The organism is Weissella diestrammenae (assembly GCF_014397255.1).
Taxonomy (GTDB): Bacteria; Bacillota; Bacilli; order Lactobacillales; family Lactobacillaceae; genus Weissella; species Weissella diestrammenae.
Map to the genome: position 1 here is coordinate 482,233 of NZ_CP060724.1, position 16,613 is coordinate 498,845.

Below are 16,613 nucleotides of genomic sequence, written 5' to 3' on the forward strand. Positions count from 1 at the left end.
CGCCTGTCGCTAAAAATGATTGAACCAAATTCACGCCAACAACTATCTGAACAACCATGTTACTCATCAATCTATGTGTAAAACCTATTTCACAACAGTTTTTATGCTTTTGACGAGCCATGTCGGGAACAGCTTACTAACACCCGCATTGACTTACATCAGTTAACTAAATTGACCCAATCTCGTTAATGACACACGATGTTGGCATTTTAGTCACTTTGACTATGATGCGCCGTAATAAGACTGACTGCTAATGTCGTAAGATATGTCAAATCATGACTTGATGTCTATCTGTTTTTAGATACGCTATATCGCTCTTACGTCATTACTGCGACATGCCCACATGTGTGGTCATCGCTGTTGTAATCAATTTGGTTGAATTTTGAAATTCTTCCAAACTTCTTACCACCCTTTCTTAAGGTATATCTAAATTATAGCACGCTTTGAAAGCGCTTACAAGCGAAAAGTTTTTTTGCTTGTCATCCTAAACAAACATACTCTGAAAAATGATTTTTATGCTCGCTATAATGCGATTTGTTTTGCCAGACATGACTGTCTTTTAATTTATTTAGCCGTATAGCCACCGTCAACTATAAACTCCGCACCGGTCGCAAACTTAGCTTCTTCTGACCCTAAAAAGACACACATATTTGCAATATCATCTGGATCACCGAGATGTCCCATTGGTGTTTGTGCGCGTGAAGCTTGATATTCGGCTAATCCAGGGGCATTCTCCACCATCGGTGTCCTGATATAACCTGGGTGAACCGTATTAATTCGGACATTCAAATCATTCAAGGCACAGTGTAAGGCTGCTGATTTAGTCATTAACCGCACCCCACCCTTTGACGCATTATAAGCCAATAGATTAGGTTCACCGACTAGGCCTTCAATCGAGGACATATTAATAATCGACGCATCTTTTTGCCCTTTCATATTTAATACACCATAATGTGTGCCTAAAAAGACCCCGTCGAGATTAACAGCTTGAATTTTGCGCCAGTCTTCAAAAGTGACGGTTTCAATATTGCCATTCAGAGCAATCCCAGCGTTATTCACTAAAATCGAAATCTGCCCATATTGCGCCTCAGCATTTTTAAAGAGATCAATCCAACCTTGTTCATCAGAAGAGTCATGTTGAACAAACGAAATATGGTCTGCGCCGGCTACCTTTGCTAACGCCTCAGCTGCTTCTTCACCGGCAGGAACCCCACGTCCAGTGATGATGCCCTTGGCCCCTTCTTCAAGAAAACGTTTTGCGGTCGAAAAACCAATCCCTTTACTACCACCCGTTACAATAAACACTTTCCCCATCAAACGATCCGTCATATCGATATCCTCCTCTTGATGCTTTTCTTTTTACCATTCAAGATTAGCATAAAAATGAAAACGTTTACAGTGATAGGACTTGTACTTTTAACAGTGTCCACAATCTTTTGAATCTACTGCGATTCAGCATAATAAAAAAGGTATACAACAGAACTAAAGCCTTGTTGCATACCTTTTTTAATCAACTAATTAATGTACATCGTTTAATGTTCTTGTGCTTCCAACCGATATTCCTGAAGAACGCCTTCGCGGACGCCCGATGCTGAAAAAATAACCTTTTTGGCATCAGTTAACGTTATTAATTGCATTAACGGCAACAAACCACTGATGATGATGTCTGCACGATTTGCTTCAACGCCCAACAACTCTGCGCGTTGCGCCAAAGTCATTGCATTAAGTTCGTTAAATGTCTGCACAACGCGTTCAGTTGGCATTGTATACCCATGAAAATCAGCTTCATCCACCAGTTTTTGACGACGTCGATCTAAACGTGCCAAAGTTCGGTTTGCTCCACCTAATAAAATTATTGGCAATTGATCCGATTCAACCCATGGCAAATTTTCAAATTGTGCAGCAACGTAATCTTGTGCGGCTGATAAGGCCTGCGTATCGATTAAGCCTGCTTTATTCAATTCAAAACGTTCTGTTAGATTGACCGCTCCAAACGGTAAACTAATGAAATTGGCTGCCATACGGTCTTGAATACCAACCAATTCAACACTCGCACCACCAGTATCTAGTAGCCAAGCATCTGAGATATCTAACGCTGAAACAGCACCTAAATAATCATAATAAGCTTCTTGATCGCCACTTAAAACCTGAACCTCAACGCCAAACTCACGTAATAGTCGTTCCGTAAATTCATTTTGATTCGTTGCTTCTCGAACAGCCGCTGTTGCTATCCCAATGATCTTAACATCTGGATAGGCATCATAACTTTCAGCAAAAGTTCGAATCGCCTGACAAACACGTGTCATGGCAGCCTGCGTCAAGGCCCCGTTATTTTGTAACATGCCTTCTGCCAGTCGCGTATCTGACTTTTGTCGTATTAATTCAACCACGCGACCATCCGCTTGAATCTCTTCAACGACCATCCGTGTTGAATTTGAACCTAAATCAATGATTGCTAAATAACTCATTATTTCACCTCAATAAAATAAGCACTTAATCCCAATATTGAATACCCATTGCTGTTCGAATCTCTGTCATTGTGACTTGGGCTGTTTCACGCGCACGCTGTGAACCATCTTTTAACATCTGTAAAACAGCAGGCTTATCTTCTGCCAAGGCTTGACGTCGCTCACGAATTGGCGTTAATTCTTGATTTAAGACTTCAAACAAGTACTTTTTAATTTTCATATCGCCAAGACCACCGGCTTGATATTGTGCTTTTAACTCAGCAACTTGCGCTTGATTTGAATCAAAGATATCCAAATACGTGAATACCATATTACCTTCAATGTGGCCGGGATCCGTCACCTGAATATGTTTTGGATCAGTATACATTGATTTAACTTTCGCCCATAGCTCATCTTCACTATCACTTAAATAAATGGCATTTCCAAGCGATTTAGACATCTTCACGCCATCCAACCCAGGAATACGGCCTTGCCCCTTTGGTGGGAAAAAGCCAGTGGGCTCCTTCAAAACGTCTGTGTGATAAACATGGTTGAATGTGCGAACTAACTCTCTTGTTTGCTCCAACATTGGTTCTTGATCGTCACCAACTGGCACGATTGTTCCCTTAAACAATGCAATATCCGCAGCTTGTGAGACGGGATAAATAAAGAAACCAGCCGGAATTGACTCACCAAATCCTTTTTGCTGAATTTCTGTTTTGACCGTTGGGTTACGTTGTAGACGCGCAATAGATACTAGATTCAAAAAGTACTCTGTTAATTCTGATAATTCAGGAATAGCAGTTTGGACAAAAATTGTGGTTTTCTTAGGATCAATACCCACCGCTAGATAATCTAGTGCCACCTCAAGTAAGGAATTTTGAATTTTCTCTGGATTGCGTGCATTATCCGTAAATGCCTGTTTATCAGCAATCATAATATAAGGCGTATATTCACCAGAATTTTGCATTGCAACGCGATTTTTTAATGAACCAACATAATGACCAATATGTAACTTCCCTGTTGGCCGATCACCTGTCAATAATACTTTTCTCTCTGTCATAGTCTTTTCTTTCTAGGCTAACCTTGCCCAATGTCATTTAATCCCAAACTAATTAATAAAGCCCGATCTGTCGCTTTCAGCATCGTATCTGGTAACCGACCGATTTTATCTTGGATTCGATTTTTATCAACCACGCGAATTTGCTCCATCAGAATTGTCGAATCACGATTAACGCCGGTCCCTGAGACCGTCCCTGGTAACTTCACATGAGTGGGTTGTAATTTTTTCAGTTCTTTTGTGGAAATTGGTGCAATGATGGTTGTTGGCGCATAAAGATTACCAATATCGTTTTGAATAATCAAAACAGGTCGAACACCGCCTTGTTCCGAACCAACTTTTCCAAATTCCAAATTGGCGTACCAAATATCACCGCGGTGTATTTCCTTTCGTACTTTTTCCATACATCTGTTCTCCAATTAATTATGTAATGGTTGCGTTAGTCAACCAATTGACGTGGCAATCTAGCTGCCATTCCAGTAGCCACTTCATACGGAATTGTCCCTAAGCGATTAGCTAAATCGACTAACGTAATGGATTCACCACCAGCTTGACCAATTAATGTGATAACTGTCCCAACTGGCACTTTCTCAGGCAATTTGACCATCATCTGATCCATAGCGATGCGGCCAATAATCTCGACATGTCGCCCATCTGGTAAGAGTCCATAGTAACCTTGTAACTGGCGCGCATAACCATCAGCGTACCCAACTGGTACCGTACCAATCCAAGTTGGCTCTGTTGTATGATATGTCGCACCATACGAAACAGCAACGTCTGCTTCAACCTGTTTTACTTGCACTAAACCAGCTTTTAATGTCATCACTGGTTTTAAGTCACGTGGTGGCATTGTCCCTTGTGACGGATCAAAGCCATACATACCGGCGCCAACCCGAATGGCATCGGTCGACGGATTTTGATGCCAAAGGGCTGTCCCGGAGTTAGCAAGATGACGCCATGTCCCCTCTGGTAAAGTCAAACCATCCGTCAATTGATGCCACCGTGCTAATTGTTTTCCCCAATATGCTATATCAGGGGTATCCGCGGTAGCAAAATGCATGCCGATACTATGAATGTCAAATTGCGTTGGCCGAGCCATTACAAAATTAATAACTGCTTCAATGCTTTGTCGTGAGCGTAATCCAATTCTGGTCATCCCAGTATCAACTGCGATTGCAACTAATAATTGATTATCCGGCATCAGGTTGGCACTGGCTTCTTCAAGCCATGTCATAGTTGTTAACGGCACAACAATGTGATTCTCAGCTGCTAAATTAACAAATTCTGCTGACACAACACCTAAAACCAAGATGGGTAAATCAACGCCAAACTGGCGTAACCACAATGCCTCGTCTAACGTGGCAACCCCAAATGCGTCGACACCTGCTGCCAACGCTGCGGTCACAATTTGTGCGCTACCATGGCCATAAGCATTCGCTTTCACAACAGCCATAAAGCGTTTAGCACCAGTTAATTCTCGAATATATTGGACATTATGGGTCAATGCCGATTGAGAAATCTCCAACCACGCTGGCCGATGAGTACTCACTGAACCATGCATGTCTGGAAAAGTCTCCAAAATAACCGACGTATGAACCGAATCACCAGTATGTGAGATTGAAACGTGGGCTAATAAATCATTTGAGCGAGGATGTTTGACTAATGCTGGTGCCCCATGTTCATCATACAATATTTCTAGATCCTGCCAACTGACCCCACTACCAATTCCAGTTCCAAGGGCCTTACTATAAGCCTCTTTCGCTGAAAAACGACCTGCCAAAAATTCCCACTGATGTTTCCCTTTTCGTGTTTCAAATATCGCACGCTCACTAGGTGTTAACACAACATCAATAAATCTTGGTCGTCGTTTAGCTAACTCAGCAACTCCTGAAATTTCTTGGGCATCAATCCCATTCCCATAAATCATCGCGCTCCCCCATTTATCTTACATTAAGTAGACGCTTTTGGCCTTGTCATCAGTCTATTTATCGTTAACTTTTTTGCTCTGATTAACTCATTTTAATTAGTCAATTTTACCACATTCAGCCATGATAAGCACCATATCACCCATGATACCCCAAAATAAAAAAGCAGTATCTAAAATTCTGATACTACTTTTATTAAGCTTATTAGTCTTTATTATCACGAATAACAAATTGACGTCGACCTGATGGTCGTGAACCACGTTGTGATCGATCACCTGAACCAGTTCTTGCACCACGGTCATATGACTTACGACGCTCAGAATCATTATCTCGGCGTCCACCACGTGAACCACCATCACGATGACCACCACGGTAACCACCACCGTTACGTGAACCACCATCACGATGACCACGATAACCACCACCATTACGTGAACCACCGCGACCGTACTTCTTATTTGGCAATGGACGTTCCCGTGTCAATGTGAAGTCAGCATCCATTTCAGCTACATTTGCTGAAGCTGCTAATACAGCAGCTGCTAGGGTCTCCGCATCATACTTCTCAACCAATTCGGCCACTTGATCAGCAACGAGTGCTTTATCAATCGCCTTAACAGTGTCATCAACAGACGCTACTGCTGTGCGCATGCGAGCAGCAATAGCCTCTTCACGCGTAAATGGCTTTAAGGCAAGCATCCGCTTCTTAGTTAGCTTTTCGATATCTTTTAGATAATCTAATTCAGAATTGGTAACAAAAGTGACGGACGTACCATGTGCACCAGCACGACCTGTTCGCCCAATTCGGTGAACATATGATTCTGATTCTTGTGGGATATCAAAATTATAAACGTGCGTCACACCTGAAACATCCAACCCACGCGCAGCAACATCTGTAGCAACTAAGATTTTAATTTCTCCAGCTTTAAACGCCTTCAACACTTGTGAGCGCTTTTGTTGCGTTAAGTCGCCATGAATACCAGCAGCCTTAAAGCCACGTAATTCAAGACCACGTGTTAATTCATCAACACGACGCTTTGTACGACCAAATAAGATGGCCAATTCTGGTTCTTGAACCGCTAAAATCCGTGTCAATGTATCGAATTTCTCTGGTTCGCGTACTCGAACATAATATTGATCAACTAGGTCAGTTGTCAATTCTTTTGCTTCAATTTGGATATGTTCAGGATTCGTCATGAATTGAACACCAATGCGCTTGATTGCTGCCGGCATTGTTGCTGAGAACAACAATGTTTGACGTTCGTCAGGAACAGCTTTCAAGATTGACTCAATATCTTCCAAAAATCCCATGTTCAACATTTCGTCAGCTTCATCCAAAACTAATGTTTTAACATGTGACAAATCGATTGTGCCACGACGAATATGATCAATCAATCGACCAGGTGTCCCAACGACAATGTTCACACCGCGCTTCAAACTGTCGATTTGGCGTCGGATATCAGCACCACCGAACACGGCTTGCACCCGAACACGCTTGTCACGCCCCAATTTAAATAATTCTTCTTGTGTCTGAATTGCTAGTTCACGAGTTGGTGATACAACCAATGCTTGCACTGCCTTGCTATCATCAATCATTTCTAGAATTGGTAGGCCAAAGGCAGCTGTTTTTCCTGTCCCTGTTTGCGCTTGTCCAATGACATCTTTACCTGCCAACGTCAACGGAATTGTCTTTTCCTGAATTGGCGTTGCTTCGACATAGCCATGCTTTTCAATGGCTGTTAGTAGGTCTTTTGTGAGACCTAATTCTGAAAACTTCAAAATCTTCCTCCAATTGCAGTAAATCTCGTACTGCATACTTAAATGAAAATGGGACGAACAATCATCAACCTGGTCACAATCCGGCGACTTTATAACGAATTAATCATTGGCGTACCATTTTTTACAACTTATCTAGCTTACCTTGTTTATGCCTAAAACACAAGAGAAACGATTAAATCAACCATTTTCACTGGTGAAGCTAGCGCATGGTTATTTTTTATGTCCAAGTCAATCCATAAAATGCAAACATAATGACATAAAAAATCCCCATCACTGGGGATTTTTTTAATCTTCTTCATCAATGATTTCAATATCACCATTCAACTGGGTTATTTTTTGAATTAAATGATCATAACCACGTAGAATGTGTTCTGAATTTTTAATAATTGTCACCCCATCTGCCATCAAACCAGCGATGACTAATGATGCACCGGCTCGAATTTCAGCTGCGGAAACTGTTGTGCCAACAAAGCTCGAACTTGGTCGAATGGCAATTAATCCATGCGATAAACTTTCGATGTCCATCCCTAATTTATTCAATTCAGAGATATGGCGTGTCCGCTCTGGATAGATTTCTTCAGTGATAACACTCTCGCGCGCAGCCAATGATAACAGTGGTGTAATCGGTTGCTGTAAATCGGTTGCAAATCCAGGAAATGGTGCCGTTTTAATCTTGATGGCCTTTAAATCTGTTGTTTTGGGCACAAAAATACTATCTTCGCGAACGTCAAGCGCAACGCCTGCTTCCATCATTTTCGCAATAAAGGCATCCAAATGTTCTGGAATAATATTTTTCACCAATACACCGTCGCCCTGTGCGGCAGCCATTGATAAATAAGTTCCAGCTTCAATTCGATCTGGAATAATCGTATGCACGTTATGTGATTCTAAACGATTGACACCAACAATCCGAATTGTATCTGTACCAGCACCCCGAATTTTTGCCCCCATATTATTTAAAAATGTGGCTAAATCAATGATTTCTGGCTCTTTTGCGGCATTTTCAAGAATTGTCGTGCCTTCTGCACGCACGGCAGCCAAAATAATATTAATCGTTGCACCAACTGAGACCATGTCTAAATAAATCCGCGCGCCATGTAAGCCATTGGGCGAGGTAATCCGGACTGTATCATCATCATATTCAACTTCAGCCCTAATGCCTCAAATCCTTTGACGTGTTGATCAATCGGACGCGGCCCGATATTATCTCCACCAGGAAATGTCACCACAGCTTGACCAAATTTTCCAAGCAATGAGCCCATAAAATAATATGACGCACGTAAACTTTTAATTGCTGTCGAAGGCAACTCCGCTTCACGAATCTGAGTCGGATCGACTGACAATTCACCACGTGCAAATGATGAAGTCACATTCATTGACTCCATAATCAGCTGTAAATTGTAGACGTCTAAAATATCAGGGACACTATCAAATTTAACCTCAGTATCTGCAAGAATTGACGCTGGAATGAGCGCGACTGTTGAATTCTTTGCACCACCGATTGTCACTTCACCATGCAAGCGACGGCCACCATGAATAACCAGTTTTTTCATTATTAAACCTCAATCGCTTAAAGCAACACATTTGTTCTCAAAGCGTCTTATTATTAATTTCATCATTTTAGATTGCAGTCTGCTCTCATCACCTGAAGGAGTCCTACTGATGGTCGCAAGCATCCGCATACGTTCTCAATTTTACAATACAATGACATTATTAACAACAAGTAACTAAAAAGCCTGATTGAAAATCAACCAGGCTTAAATTGATTCAAACTTACTTTGCTTGATAGTCCAATGCAGCCTTAATGAAAGCCGCATATAGTGGCTCTGGCCGGTTTGGTCGTGATAAGAATTCTGGATGATATTGCGCCGCAATGAAGAAATCATTTGCTGGCAATTCAATAATTTCCATCAAGCGATCATCTGGTGACGTACCAGCAAAGACCATCCCTGCTGCTTCAAATTCTTGACGATAAGCCGTGTTAAATTCGAAACGATGACGGTGCCGTTCTTGAATCGTTTCTGACCCATAAATGGCCCGCGTCTGAGTATCGGCTTTAAGACTGGCTGGATACAATCCTAGACGCAAAGTACCACCACGAGTCGTAATTTCTTTTTGGTCATCCATTAAAGCAATAATTGGCGTTGTTGTTTCTGGATTTAATTCAATTGAATTAGCATCTGTATGGCCCAAAACGTGGCGTGCAAATTCAACTGATGCCAATTGCATACCTAAACAAACACCTAAGAATGGCACATTGTTCTCGCGGGCATACTTAATTGCCGCAATCTTACCTTCAGTACCACGTGCACCAAAACCACCCGGTACCATGATGCCATCGGCATCACCTAGTAGTTCGGCCGCATTTTCATCTGTCACTTTTTCTGAATTCAAAGCATTAATTTGAACATCAGTATCAATCGCATATCCACCAGCACGTAAAGCTTCATTCACTGAGATATAAGCGTCCTGCAAGTCAGCATACTTTCCCACCAAAGTAATTTTTAACGTCTTTGACAAATGATTGATTCGGTCAATCATTGCTCGCCACTCAGTCATATCAGCAGGTGCTGCCTTTAAGCCAAGTCCTTTCAAAACGACGTCGTCCATGCCTTGCGCTTGCATGTTCAAAGCAATTTCGTATAATGTATCAACATCCAAAGATTCGATGACCGCCTCTGCCGGAACATCAGTAAACAAGGCTAATTTATCGCGCATCCCTTGATCAATTGGCTGTTCTGTTCGAACGACCAACATATCTGGTTGAATCCCTAGAGAACGTAATTCAGCCACTGAATGTTGTGTTGGCTTGGTTTTCATTTCACCAGCCGCTTTCAAATATGGAATTAATGACGTATGAATATAGAAAACATTCTCCGCACCAACTTCACGTTTCATTTGTCGCAACGCTTCAATAAATGGTAATGACTCAATATCACCAACGGTACCACCAACCTCGGTAATGACAATATCAGCATCTGTTGTTTCAGCTGCCCGCATCATTTTTTCTTTTAAAGCATTGGTAATATGAGGAATAACTTGCACTGTTGCGCCATCATAATCCCGCGGCGCTCTTTTGCCAAAACTTCTGAATAAATGCGACCAGACGTGATATTTGAATACTTGTTCAAGTTAATATCAATAAACCGTTCATAATGTCCCAAGTCCAAGTCCGTTTCCAAACCATCATCAGTAACAAATGTCTCACCGTGTTGATAAGGTGACATGGTTCCCGGATCAATATTAATATATGGATCGAACTTTTGAACTGCGATTTTAAAACCACGATTTTTCAATAGTCGTCCTAGTGAAGCTGCAACAATTCCTTTTCCTAGTGACGATACCACCCCACCAGTTACAAAGACATATTTGGTTGCCATCAATAAAGTACCTCCGAGAAAATAATTTGTTTCACGTCAATCACTCGCAAGACACGGATATGGTGTGAATGATTGATTTGAAATCAGCGTGTCAACAAGGGAATTTATCAAAAAATAGAAAAGCTCCCATTGCTAAAACAGCAGTGGGAGCGCTTATCTTCATTCGACATGCCCTGCAAGTAATTACAGGAGCCCGGAACATTATGATACACATTTTTTTGGAATCTGTCAACTGGAGCAGGCAACAAAATGTCTATCACCAATTAGGATTACTTTTCGATGTCACCAGAGCCATAATCGTCATCAACGTTATTACCTAAGCCAGCAATATCGTCGCCGATACCATTTGAAACTTCAAAATCATCTTTCGCTGCTTCATCCGTATCGTCATCATCACTATCATCATCGTCAGTATCATCTTTAGTCGTTGCTGTTTCATCATCTGACGCCACATCAACTTCTTCAAAATCATCTTCTTCAGGATCATCATCCCAACCAACCACATCATCGTCGTCGGTATCAAGCAAAGCTGCTGCTTTCTTGGTTGTCTTCTTCTTTTTCTTGGTTGAGGCCTCTTCTTCAAGGTCCAAATGAATTTCCTCATTGATTGAATCAAATGGATACCACGAACGAAGTCCCCACATATTTTCACCCAATGAAATAAACGAACCGTCAATATTTAAGTCCGTATAGAATTGCGCTAAACGCGCCTCAATTTCTTGATCATCTTTACCAATAAATGCTTGTACTTGCTTCAAAAGATCATTGAAACCAATTGTTTCTTGACGCTCATGAAGAATCTCACGCGCGACTTCGATCATTGAAAGTTCTGATTTTTCTTGATTGTCAAATTTTGATAATGCCAAATCATGCACATCCTTTCGAGGGTTTACTAACGCTTAATAATACCGTATTTTTGATAATTCTTCAATGGTTATTTATTGAACTTATGATTTTATGGCCGAATTAACTTACCATTCCGGACATAGTGCTGGAATTCTTCATACATCGGTGCCATTAAATCCCAATCAGCGTGTTTTGACAACATTTCGTTTGGGAAAAAGAACCGTGCATTGCCATACGTGCGACCACGCAAGGCCTGTACCAGTGTACTTTCAGATGACAACTCAACCAAAGTCCCATCTTGTTGAATTACTTCAATTGGCGTCTTTGTTTTCTTTGAATTTGGATTATATGAATCATATGCAGTATCGAAACTATCATTTTCTGCTGTGTAGTATCGTTCATCAAAACCAGCTGCCTGAATGAGTTCAACTAATTTTGGCAATAAGTCCCGCACATCATCTGCAATCTCAATTGATTTTAATGGCTTTCGATCTAAAAAGCGCGTTGCTAAATCAGCCAAAATACGATCAGGTGCATTCCGCCAATTACTAATATTAGCAATAATGGTTGCATCGTCTAACGCTAAATATTCTGTAATTGAAATTTGATGTTCAAATAAAGGCACCAAAGCTTCAGAAACAAAATGGCCATCAACAAATGAATCTGTCTTGCTCCGTTCATATAATGACATCGCACGTTCCAAAAGGTGGGTCAACAATACTTCCATGCCCCGAGAAACTGGGTGAAAATAAACTTGTCCATACATTTGATAACGTGACACAACGTAATCTTCAACCGTTGTCATGCCCTTATCCTCAAATGCAATTCCTCCAACATACGGGCGCATTAAATGGATAATTCTGAAAAGATCAAACATCCCATAGGTTGCCCCAGTATAATAAGCATCACGCAATAAATAATCCATTCGGTCAGCATCAATTTGTGATGAAATTAACGACACAACTTGCGGATTTGGATAGGTTTTAGCAATGACACTTGCGACCTGACTTGGAAAATCATCACTCACCGTCCGCAACACCTGATTCACTTCAGTTTCCGATGACAAAATAATTTGTTGGGTGTATTTCTCATGATCCGTTTTGAAAATATGCTCAAACGTATGCGAATACGGCCCATGACCTAAGTCATGCAATAACGCCGCAGCCAATAATACACGCCGTTCTTCAGGTTGCCAGCCACCATCGCCTGGCGTTTGTGTTTTAAAATTAATTAAATGCGCCGCAAATTGGCGTGCAATTTCATACACACCTAATGAATGCGTAAACCTAGAATGTTCAGCCGTATGAAAGACTGTATTCGCGACGCCCAGCTGTTTAATGCGTCGTAACCGTTGAAATTCGCGTGTATCAATCAACGCTAAAATCATCGGGTCATCGATGCGAATAAAGTTGTGTACTGGGTCGCGAAATACTTTTTCTTGCATCTTAAATTCCTCTTTCATTTGACTTATTTCTCTAATTATACCGTAAATATCGTCATCGCACCGTTAACATGTGTATAATATCCCTATGACGAACTCTAAGGACAATTTTATGCAATCACCATCAAAGAATGTACACGTTCAACTCACAACTAAAATTCAACAAGCCGACATGAGTGAAACTTTTACTTTTAGTGAACCGGGGCAGCTGATTCAAAAAGACCAAATCACTTATCTGCGATATACTGAACATGCCGAAATTGAAACACCAATTATCATCAAGTTTAACCCAGACCAGACAGTTCGTCTGTCACGTCAAGGTACAAGCCAAGTACATCTTGACTTGAATCCAAAACAAACAACGACAACCACCTATATCACACCTGTCGGTCATCTACCACTGATGGTTAAAACACTTCATTTGACCTCCGACCTGTTAAATGGCACATTAATCACACAATATCAACTCTATCAAAATGACCAATTAGTTGGCGACTATCATTTAAAATTAACTTTCGATTGATGTAAAAACCTATGAACAATGCGTGCTTTTAGCAATTCTCGCATCGTTCATAGGTTTTTTTCTTTCCAAACTAATAGGCTTCAAAGATGCCAGTCATTTGATTCATTCTTGTAATTTGTCCAGTTGTAAGCGCATAGCGGAAAATTGCCGCTTGATTAACAGTATTTGCCTGCGGATTTTGACTCACAACTTCAATTTGGTATTGCCCATCCGTCAAGTCAGAAATGAGATATGTCGGTGTACTTGGTAAACTTTGATCACCCTTAGTCGCAGCAATGACTCGTGTTAAAGCCAAATAGGCGTCGGGCGTCGTCGTTGTCACTTGGTATTGGTCATCATTTCCACCTTCATTTGACTGCACATCATGCTTATCGCCTCCCCCAGCAGTTGGTTTTGTCGCGGTTGACGAAGATTCCGATGTCGATGTATCAGCGTTTGAATTTACCCGACTGGTTGTCATGGTTGATTGTTTTGGGGTACTTTGTCGTTTTGACTGCGTTAAATGAGTGGTGTTATTAGTATCGTGTGTGGTCGCTAGGCGACCGACCGCATAAACCCCACCTACAACAAGCCCTAAAGTCAAAAGTCCACCGACTAATCCAATGGTCCACTTATTAATTCTCATAATTTCTCCCTTTCCAACCTCATTTTCAGCTTCACTATAATCTAAACGTAACAAAATTGAAACATAAAAGTAGCAAACTTTAGGTTTTCCTATGAAACGATTCATCATTCCTGAATATATTAAAACATTTTAACAATGATTAAATATGCAAAGTTAATCACTTATTTGGCACAAAAAAACCACGGTCGCAAGAGGGGGAACGCGACCGTGGTTTGTTATCAACTACAAATAGCAATTGATAACAAGGGTTCTGGCGCTTTGGGGAAGCGCACAGATTCTTCATGTACTTTGGGGAGTAATGAAATCCACTTTAGCAGTGGATATTTATATCATACACGTCTTTTGTGTAAAATGTGTGAATACTACTTTGCGAATATTTTTCAAAAATATTCTTTTATTGAATTATTATTTTTCTCATTAAATTAACTTCACTTATTAATCTTAGCCGTTGTGGCCGTTAACTTGACTTCACCATTTTGAACTTTACCATCTCGATAATAAGTGATTTTAACCGTATCGCCAGTTTTATGTGCATATAAGATATCTCTCAAATCACCAGAGCTACTTACCGCCTTATCATCAATCTTTGTAATGACATCGTATTTCTTCAAGCCCAGAGTTTTAGCAGGTGTATTATCAACAACGCTCATCACAACGACCCCACCGGTAACACTCTCTGGTAACTTCAAAATTTCCTTTTGATCAGTTTCAGTGACATTCACCAAATCAATCATTTTAATTCCTAAGGCTGGTCGGCTAACTTTACCATCCTTTTCAAGTTGATTAATAATATTGACAACTATATTGGAAGGAATTGCAAAGCCCATCCCCTCAACACTTGTTCCCGAGGTAGATGAGGCTAATTTCATCGAATTAATCCCAACCACTTGTCCGGCCAAGTTAATCAAGGCACCACCTGAGTTACCCGGATTAATTGCAGCGTCAGTTTGCATAACAGTCGCTTTCCCTAATGAATTACCGCTTTCGTCAGTCGCTGCGACCTCCCGTTTGGTTGCTGAAATAATTCCCTCGGTTACTGATGTTGCATATTCAGAACCTAAAGGCGAACCGATTGCTAAGACAGACTCCCCCGCCTGCACTTCATTGGAATTTGCAAATTGTGCAACTTCACTCACCTTATCAGCTTTAATCTTAATCACTGCCAGGTCAGTAATATTATCAGTTCCGACCAGTGTACCTGTCAATTTAGTACCGTCACTCAATAACACTTGCAGGGCATTCGAACCTTCAACCACGTGATTATTTGTTACAACATACGCAGTATTATCCGTCTTCTTATAAATCACACCTGAACCTTCAGATGCAGTTTCCAAACTTGATTTAGTAGTTGATGAATCTGTTGACTCATCTGATCCTTCACCAAAGATATTCAAACCTGATGATTTTTGCTTTTGTAAGTTGATAACAGATACTACCGCACCTGATGTCTTTTTAAATGCCTTAGTCGCGGCGCTCTCGCCCTTAACATTTGTATCTGCAACTTTGACCGGTGTCGTTTTCCCCACCGTCACAGTTGAATTCATCGCATTTAATTGTTGAATGCCAAACGCACCAGCACCACCACCAATGATGCCGGCAACTAATGCTATCACAACAACTTTTGATGATCCTTGCCAAAACTGTTGAAAACTCCGATTAATCTTTTTCATACCATCTTTTTTCATGTTTTTTACTCCAAGAATAATATTATGATTATGATCTTATCTTACTGCATCTTTCTTAATCTTTGCTTAATTTTTCATTGATAAAGCTTAAATACTAGCCAAAGTGGTCGCTCGGTCTGGATTTGTATCAAAAAGTGAGAAATCGTGATTGACCCCCAAATCATTTTCCTGCAAAATTTGTTCAACAGTTAAATGCGCCAGTGGCACCTGGTTATTTTCTTGACTCAAATGACCCAAATAGACTTGTTTCGTATTTGAACCAATGATATTAGCTAATGTGAGCGCACCATCTTCATTTGATAGATGTCCCTCGTCGCCTAAAATACGTTGTTTAAGCGACCATGCGTACCCACCATAACGTAACATAGCAACATCATGATTAGCCTCCATTAAAATCGCATCGGCATTATTAATCAAGCCTGCGACCTGTCCACTCACATAACCTGTATCAGTCAGCATAGCAAAGGTTTTATTGGCATGATGAAATAAATAAAATTGTGGATCAGCCGCGTCATGTGAAACTGAAAAACTTTCGACATCTAAATCACCAAACAACTTGGTTTGTCCGGCCTCAAAAATTTGTTTTTGTTCTGGGTTAATCGTCCCAATTTTGTCCGACATTACCTGCCACGTTTTCTCATTTGCGTAAACGGGCATCCCATATTTGCGTGCCAATATACCAACACCCTTAATGTGATCAACATGTTCGTGAGTGACAAACAATTGATCAACATCATTTAGGGACCGTCCAATCGATTGCATCAATGTTTCAATCTTTTTGCCACTTAAACCTGCATCTACTAACACTTTATGCTCTGGTGTTTCAATATAAGTTACATTCCCAGAACTACCCGATGCTAGCATTGATACTTTAAATTCATCGTTCATGCTTTTGCATCCTTTCA

Annotated in this window: 12 protein-coding genes and 2 pseudogenes; 1 reads left to right on the forward strand and 13 read right to left on the reverse strand. The window is 40.8% G+C overall.

Annotated features, from left to right (window positions below):
• Nucleotides 1–564 precede the first annotated feature (564 nt).
• The 10 genes and pseudogenes from H9L19_RS02440 to H9L19_RS02485 form a co-directional block, all read right to left on the reverse strand.
• The gene (locus tag H9L19_RS02440) at nt 565–1,329 is read right to left on the reverse strand and encodes an NADP-dependent (R)-specific alcohol dehydrogenase (RefSeq protein ID WP_187529576.1); all 765 of its coding nucleotides are present in this window, start codon (nt 1,327–1,329) and stop codon (nt 565–567) included.
• 203 nt (nt 1,330–1,532) lie between these two features.
• A complete protein-coding gene (locus H9L19_RS02445; RefSeq protein WP_187529577.1) occupies nt 1,533–2,468 on the reverse strand; it encodes a Ppx/GppA phosphatase family protein in 936 nt (311 codons plus the stop codon).
• A 25-nt stretch (nt 2,469–2,493) separates the two neighbouring features.
• On the reverse strand, nt 2,494–3,510 hold the full coding sequence (gene trpS, locus H9L19_RS02450; RefSeq protein WP_187529578.1) for a tryptophan--tRNA ligase: 1,017 nt from the start codon (nt 3,508–3,510) through the stop codon (nt 2,494–2,496).
• Between the two features lie 17 nt (nt 3,511–3,527).
• Nucleotides 3,528–3,911: a type II toxin-antitoxin system PemK/MazF family toxin gene (locus tag H9L19_RS02455; RefSeq protein ID WP_187529579.1), complete on the reverse strand. Its 384-nt coding sequence runs from the start codon at nt 3,909–3,911 to the stop codon at nt 3,528–3,530.
• A gap of 35 nt (nt 3,912–3,946) precedes the next feature.
• A complete protein-coding gene (gene alr / locus H9L19_RS02460) occupies nt 3,947–5,434 on the reverse strand; it encodes an alanine racemase (RefSeq protein ID WP_187529580.1) in 1,488 nt (495 codons plus the stop codon).
• A 202-nt stretch (nt 5,435–5,636) separates the two neighbouring features.
• Nucleotides 5,637–7,208, reverse strand: coding sequence for a degradosome RNA helicase CshA (gene cshA, locus H9L19_RS02465; protein ID WP_276509302.1), 1,572 nt, complete (start codon nt 7,206–7,208; stop codon nt 5,637–5,639).
• Between the two features lie 285 nt (nt 7,209–7,493).
• Nucleotides 7,494–8,761, reverse strand: a pseudogene (locus H9L19_RS02470) (UDP-N-acetylglucosamine 1-carboxyvinyltransferase).
• 220 nt (nt 8,762–8,981) lie between these two features.
• Nucleotides 8,982–10,588 (reverse strand): annotated as a pseudogene (locus tag H9L19_RS02475) (CTP synthase).
• A 269-nt stretch (nt 10,589–10,857) separates the two neighbouring features.
• The gene (rpoE, locus tag H9L19_RS02480) at nt 10,858–11,454 is read right to left on the reverse strand and encodes a DNA-directed RNA polymerase subunit delta (protein WP_187529581.1); all 597 of its coding nucleotides are present in this window, start codon (nt 11,452–11,454) and stop codon (nt 10,858–10,860) included.
• Nucleotides 11,455–11,543: 89 nt separating this feature from the next.
• Nucleotides 11,544–12,878: an HD domain-containing protein gene (locus H9L19_RS02485; RefSeq protein ID WP_187529582.1), complete on the reverse strand. Its 1,335-nt coding sequence runs from the start codon at nt 12,876–12,878 to the stop codon at nt 11,544–11,546.
• Between the two features lie 109 nt (nt 12,879–12,987).
• Here H9L19_RS02485 and H9L19_RS02490 point away from each other — a divergent pair, with 109 nt between their 5' ends.
• Nucleotides 12,988–13,398, forward strand: coding sequence for a YwiB family protein (locus H9L19_RS02490; protein ID WP_187529583.1), 411 nt, complete (start codon nt 12,988–12,990; stop codon nt 13,396–13,398).
• Between the two features lie 70 nt (nt 13,399–13,468).
• Here H9L19_RS02490 and H9L19_RS02495 read toward each other — a convergent pair whose 3' ends face one another.
• From H9L19_RS02495 to H9L19_RS02505, 3 genes are all read right to left on the reverse strand, one after another.
• Nucleotides 13,469–14,023 carry a hypothetical protein gene (locus tag H9L19_RS02495; protein WP_187529584.1) on the reverse strand — a complete coding sequence of 185 codons (555 nt, stop codon included), beginning with the start codon at nt 14,021–14,023 and terminating at the stop codon, nt 13,469–13,471.
• A gap of 428 nt (nt 14,024–14,451) precedes the next feature.
• Complete coding sequence (locus tag H9L19_RS02500; RefSeq protein WP_187529891.1) at nt 14,452–15,693, reverse strand: S1C family serine protease; 1,242 nt, start codon at nt 15,691–15,693, stop codon at nt 14,452–14,454.
• Between the two features lie 102 nt (nt 15,694–15,795).
• Nucleotides 15,796–16,596: an MBL fold metallo-hydrolase gene (locus tag H9L19_RS02505; RefSeq protein WP_187529585.1), complete on the reverse strand. Its 801-nt coding sequence runs from the start codon at nt 16,594–16,596 to the stop codon at nt 15,796–15,798.
• Nucleotides 16,597–16,613: the final 17 nt, after the last annotated feature.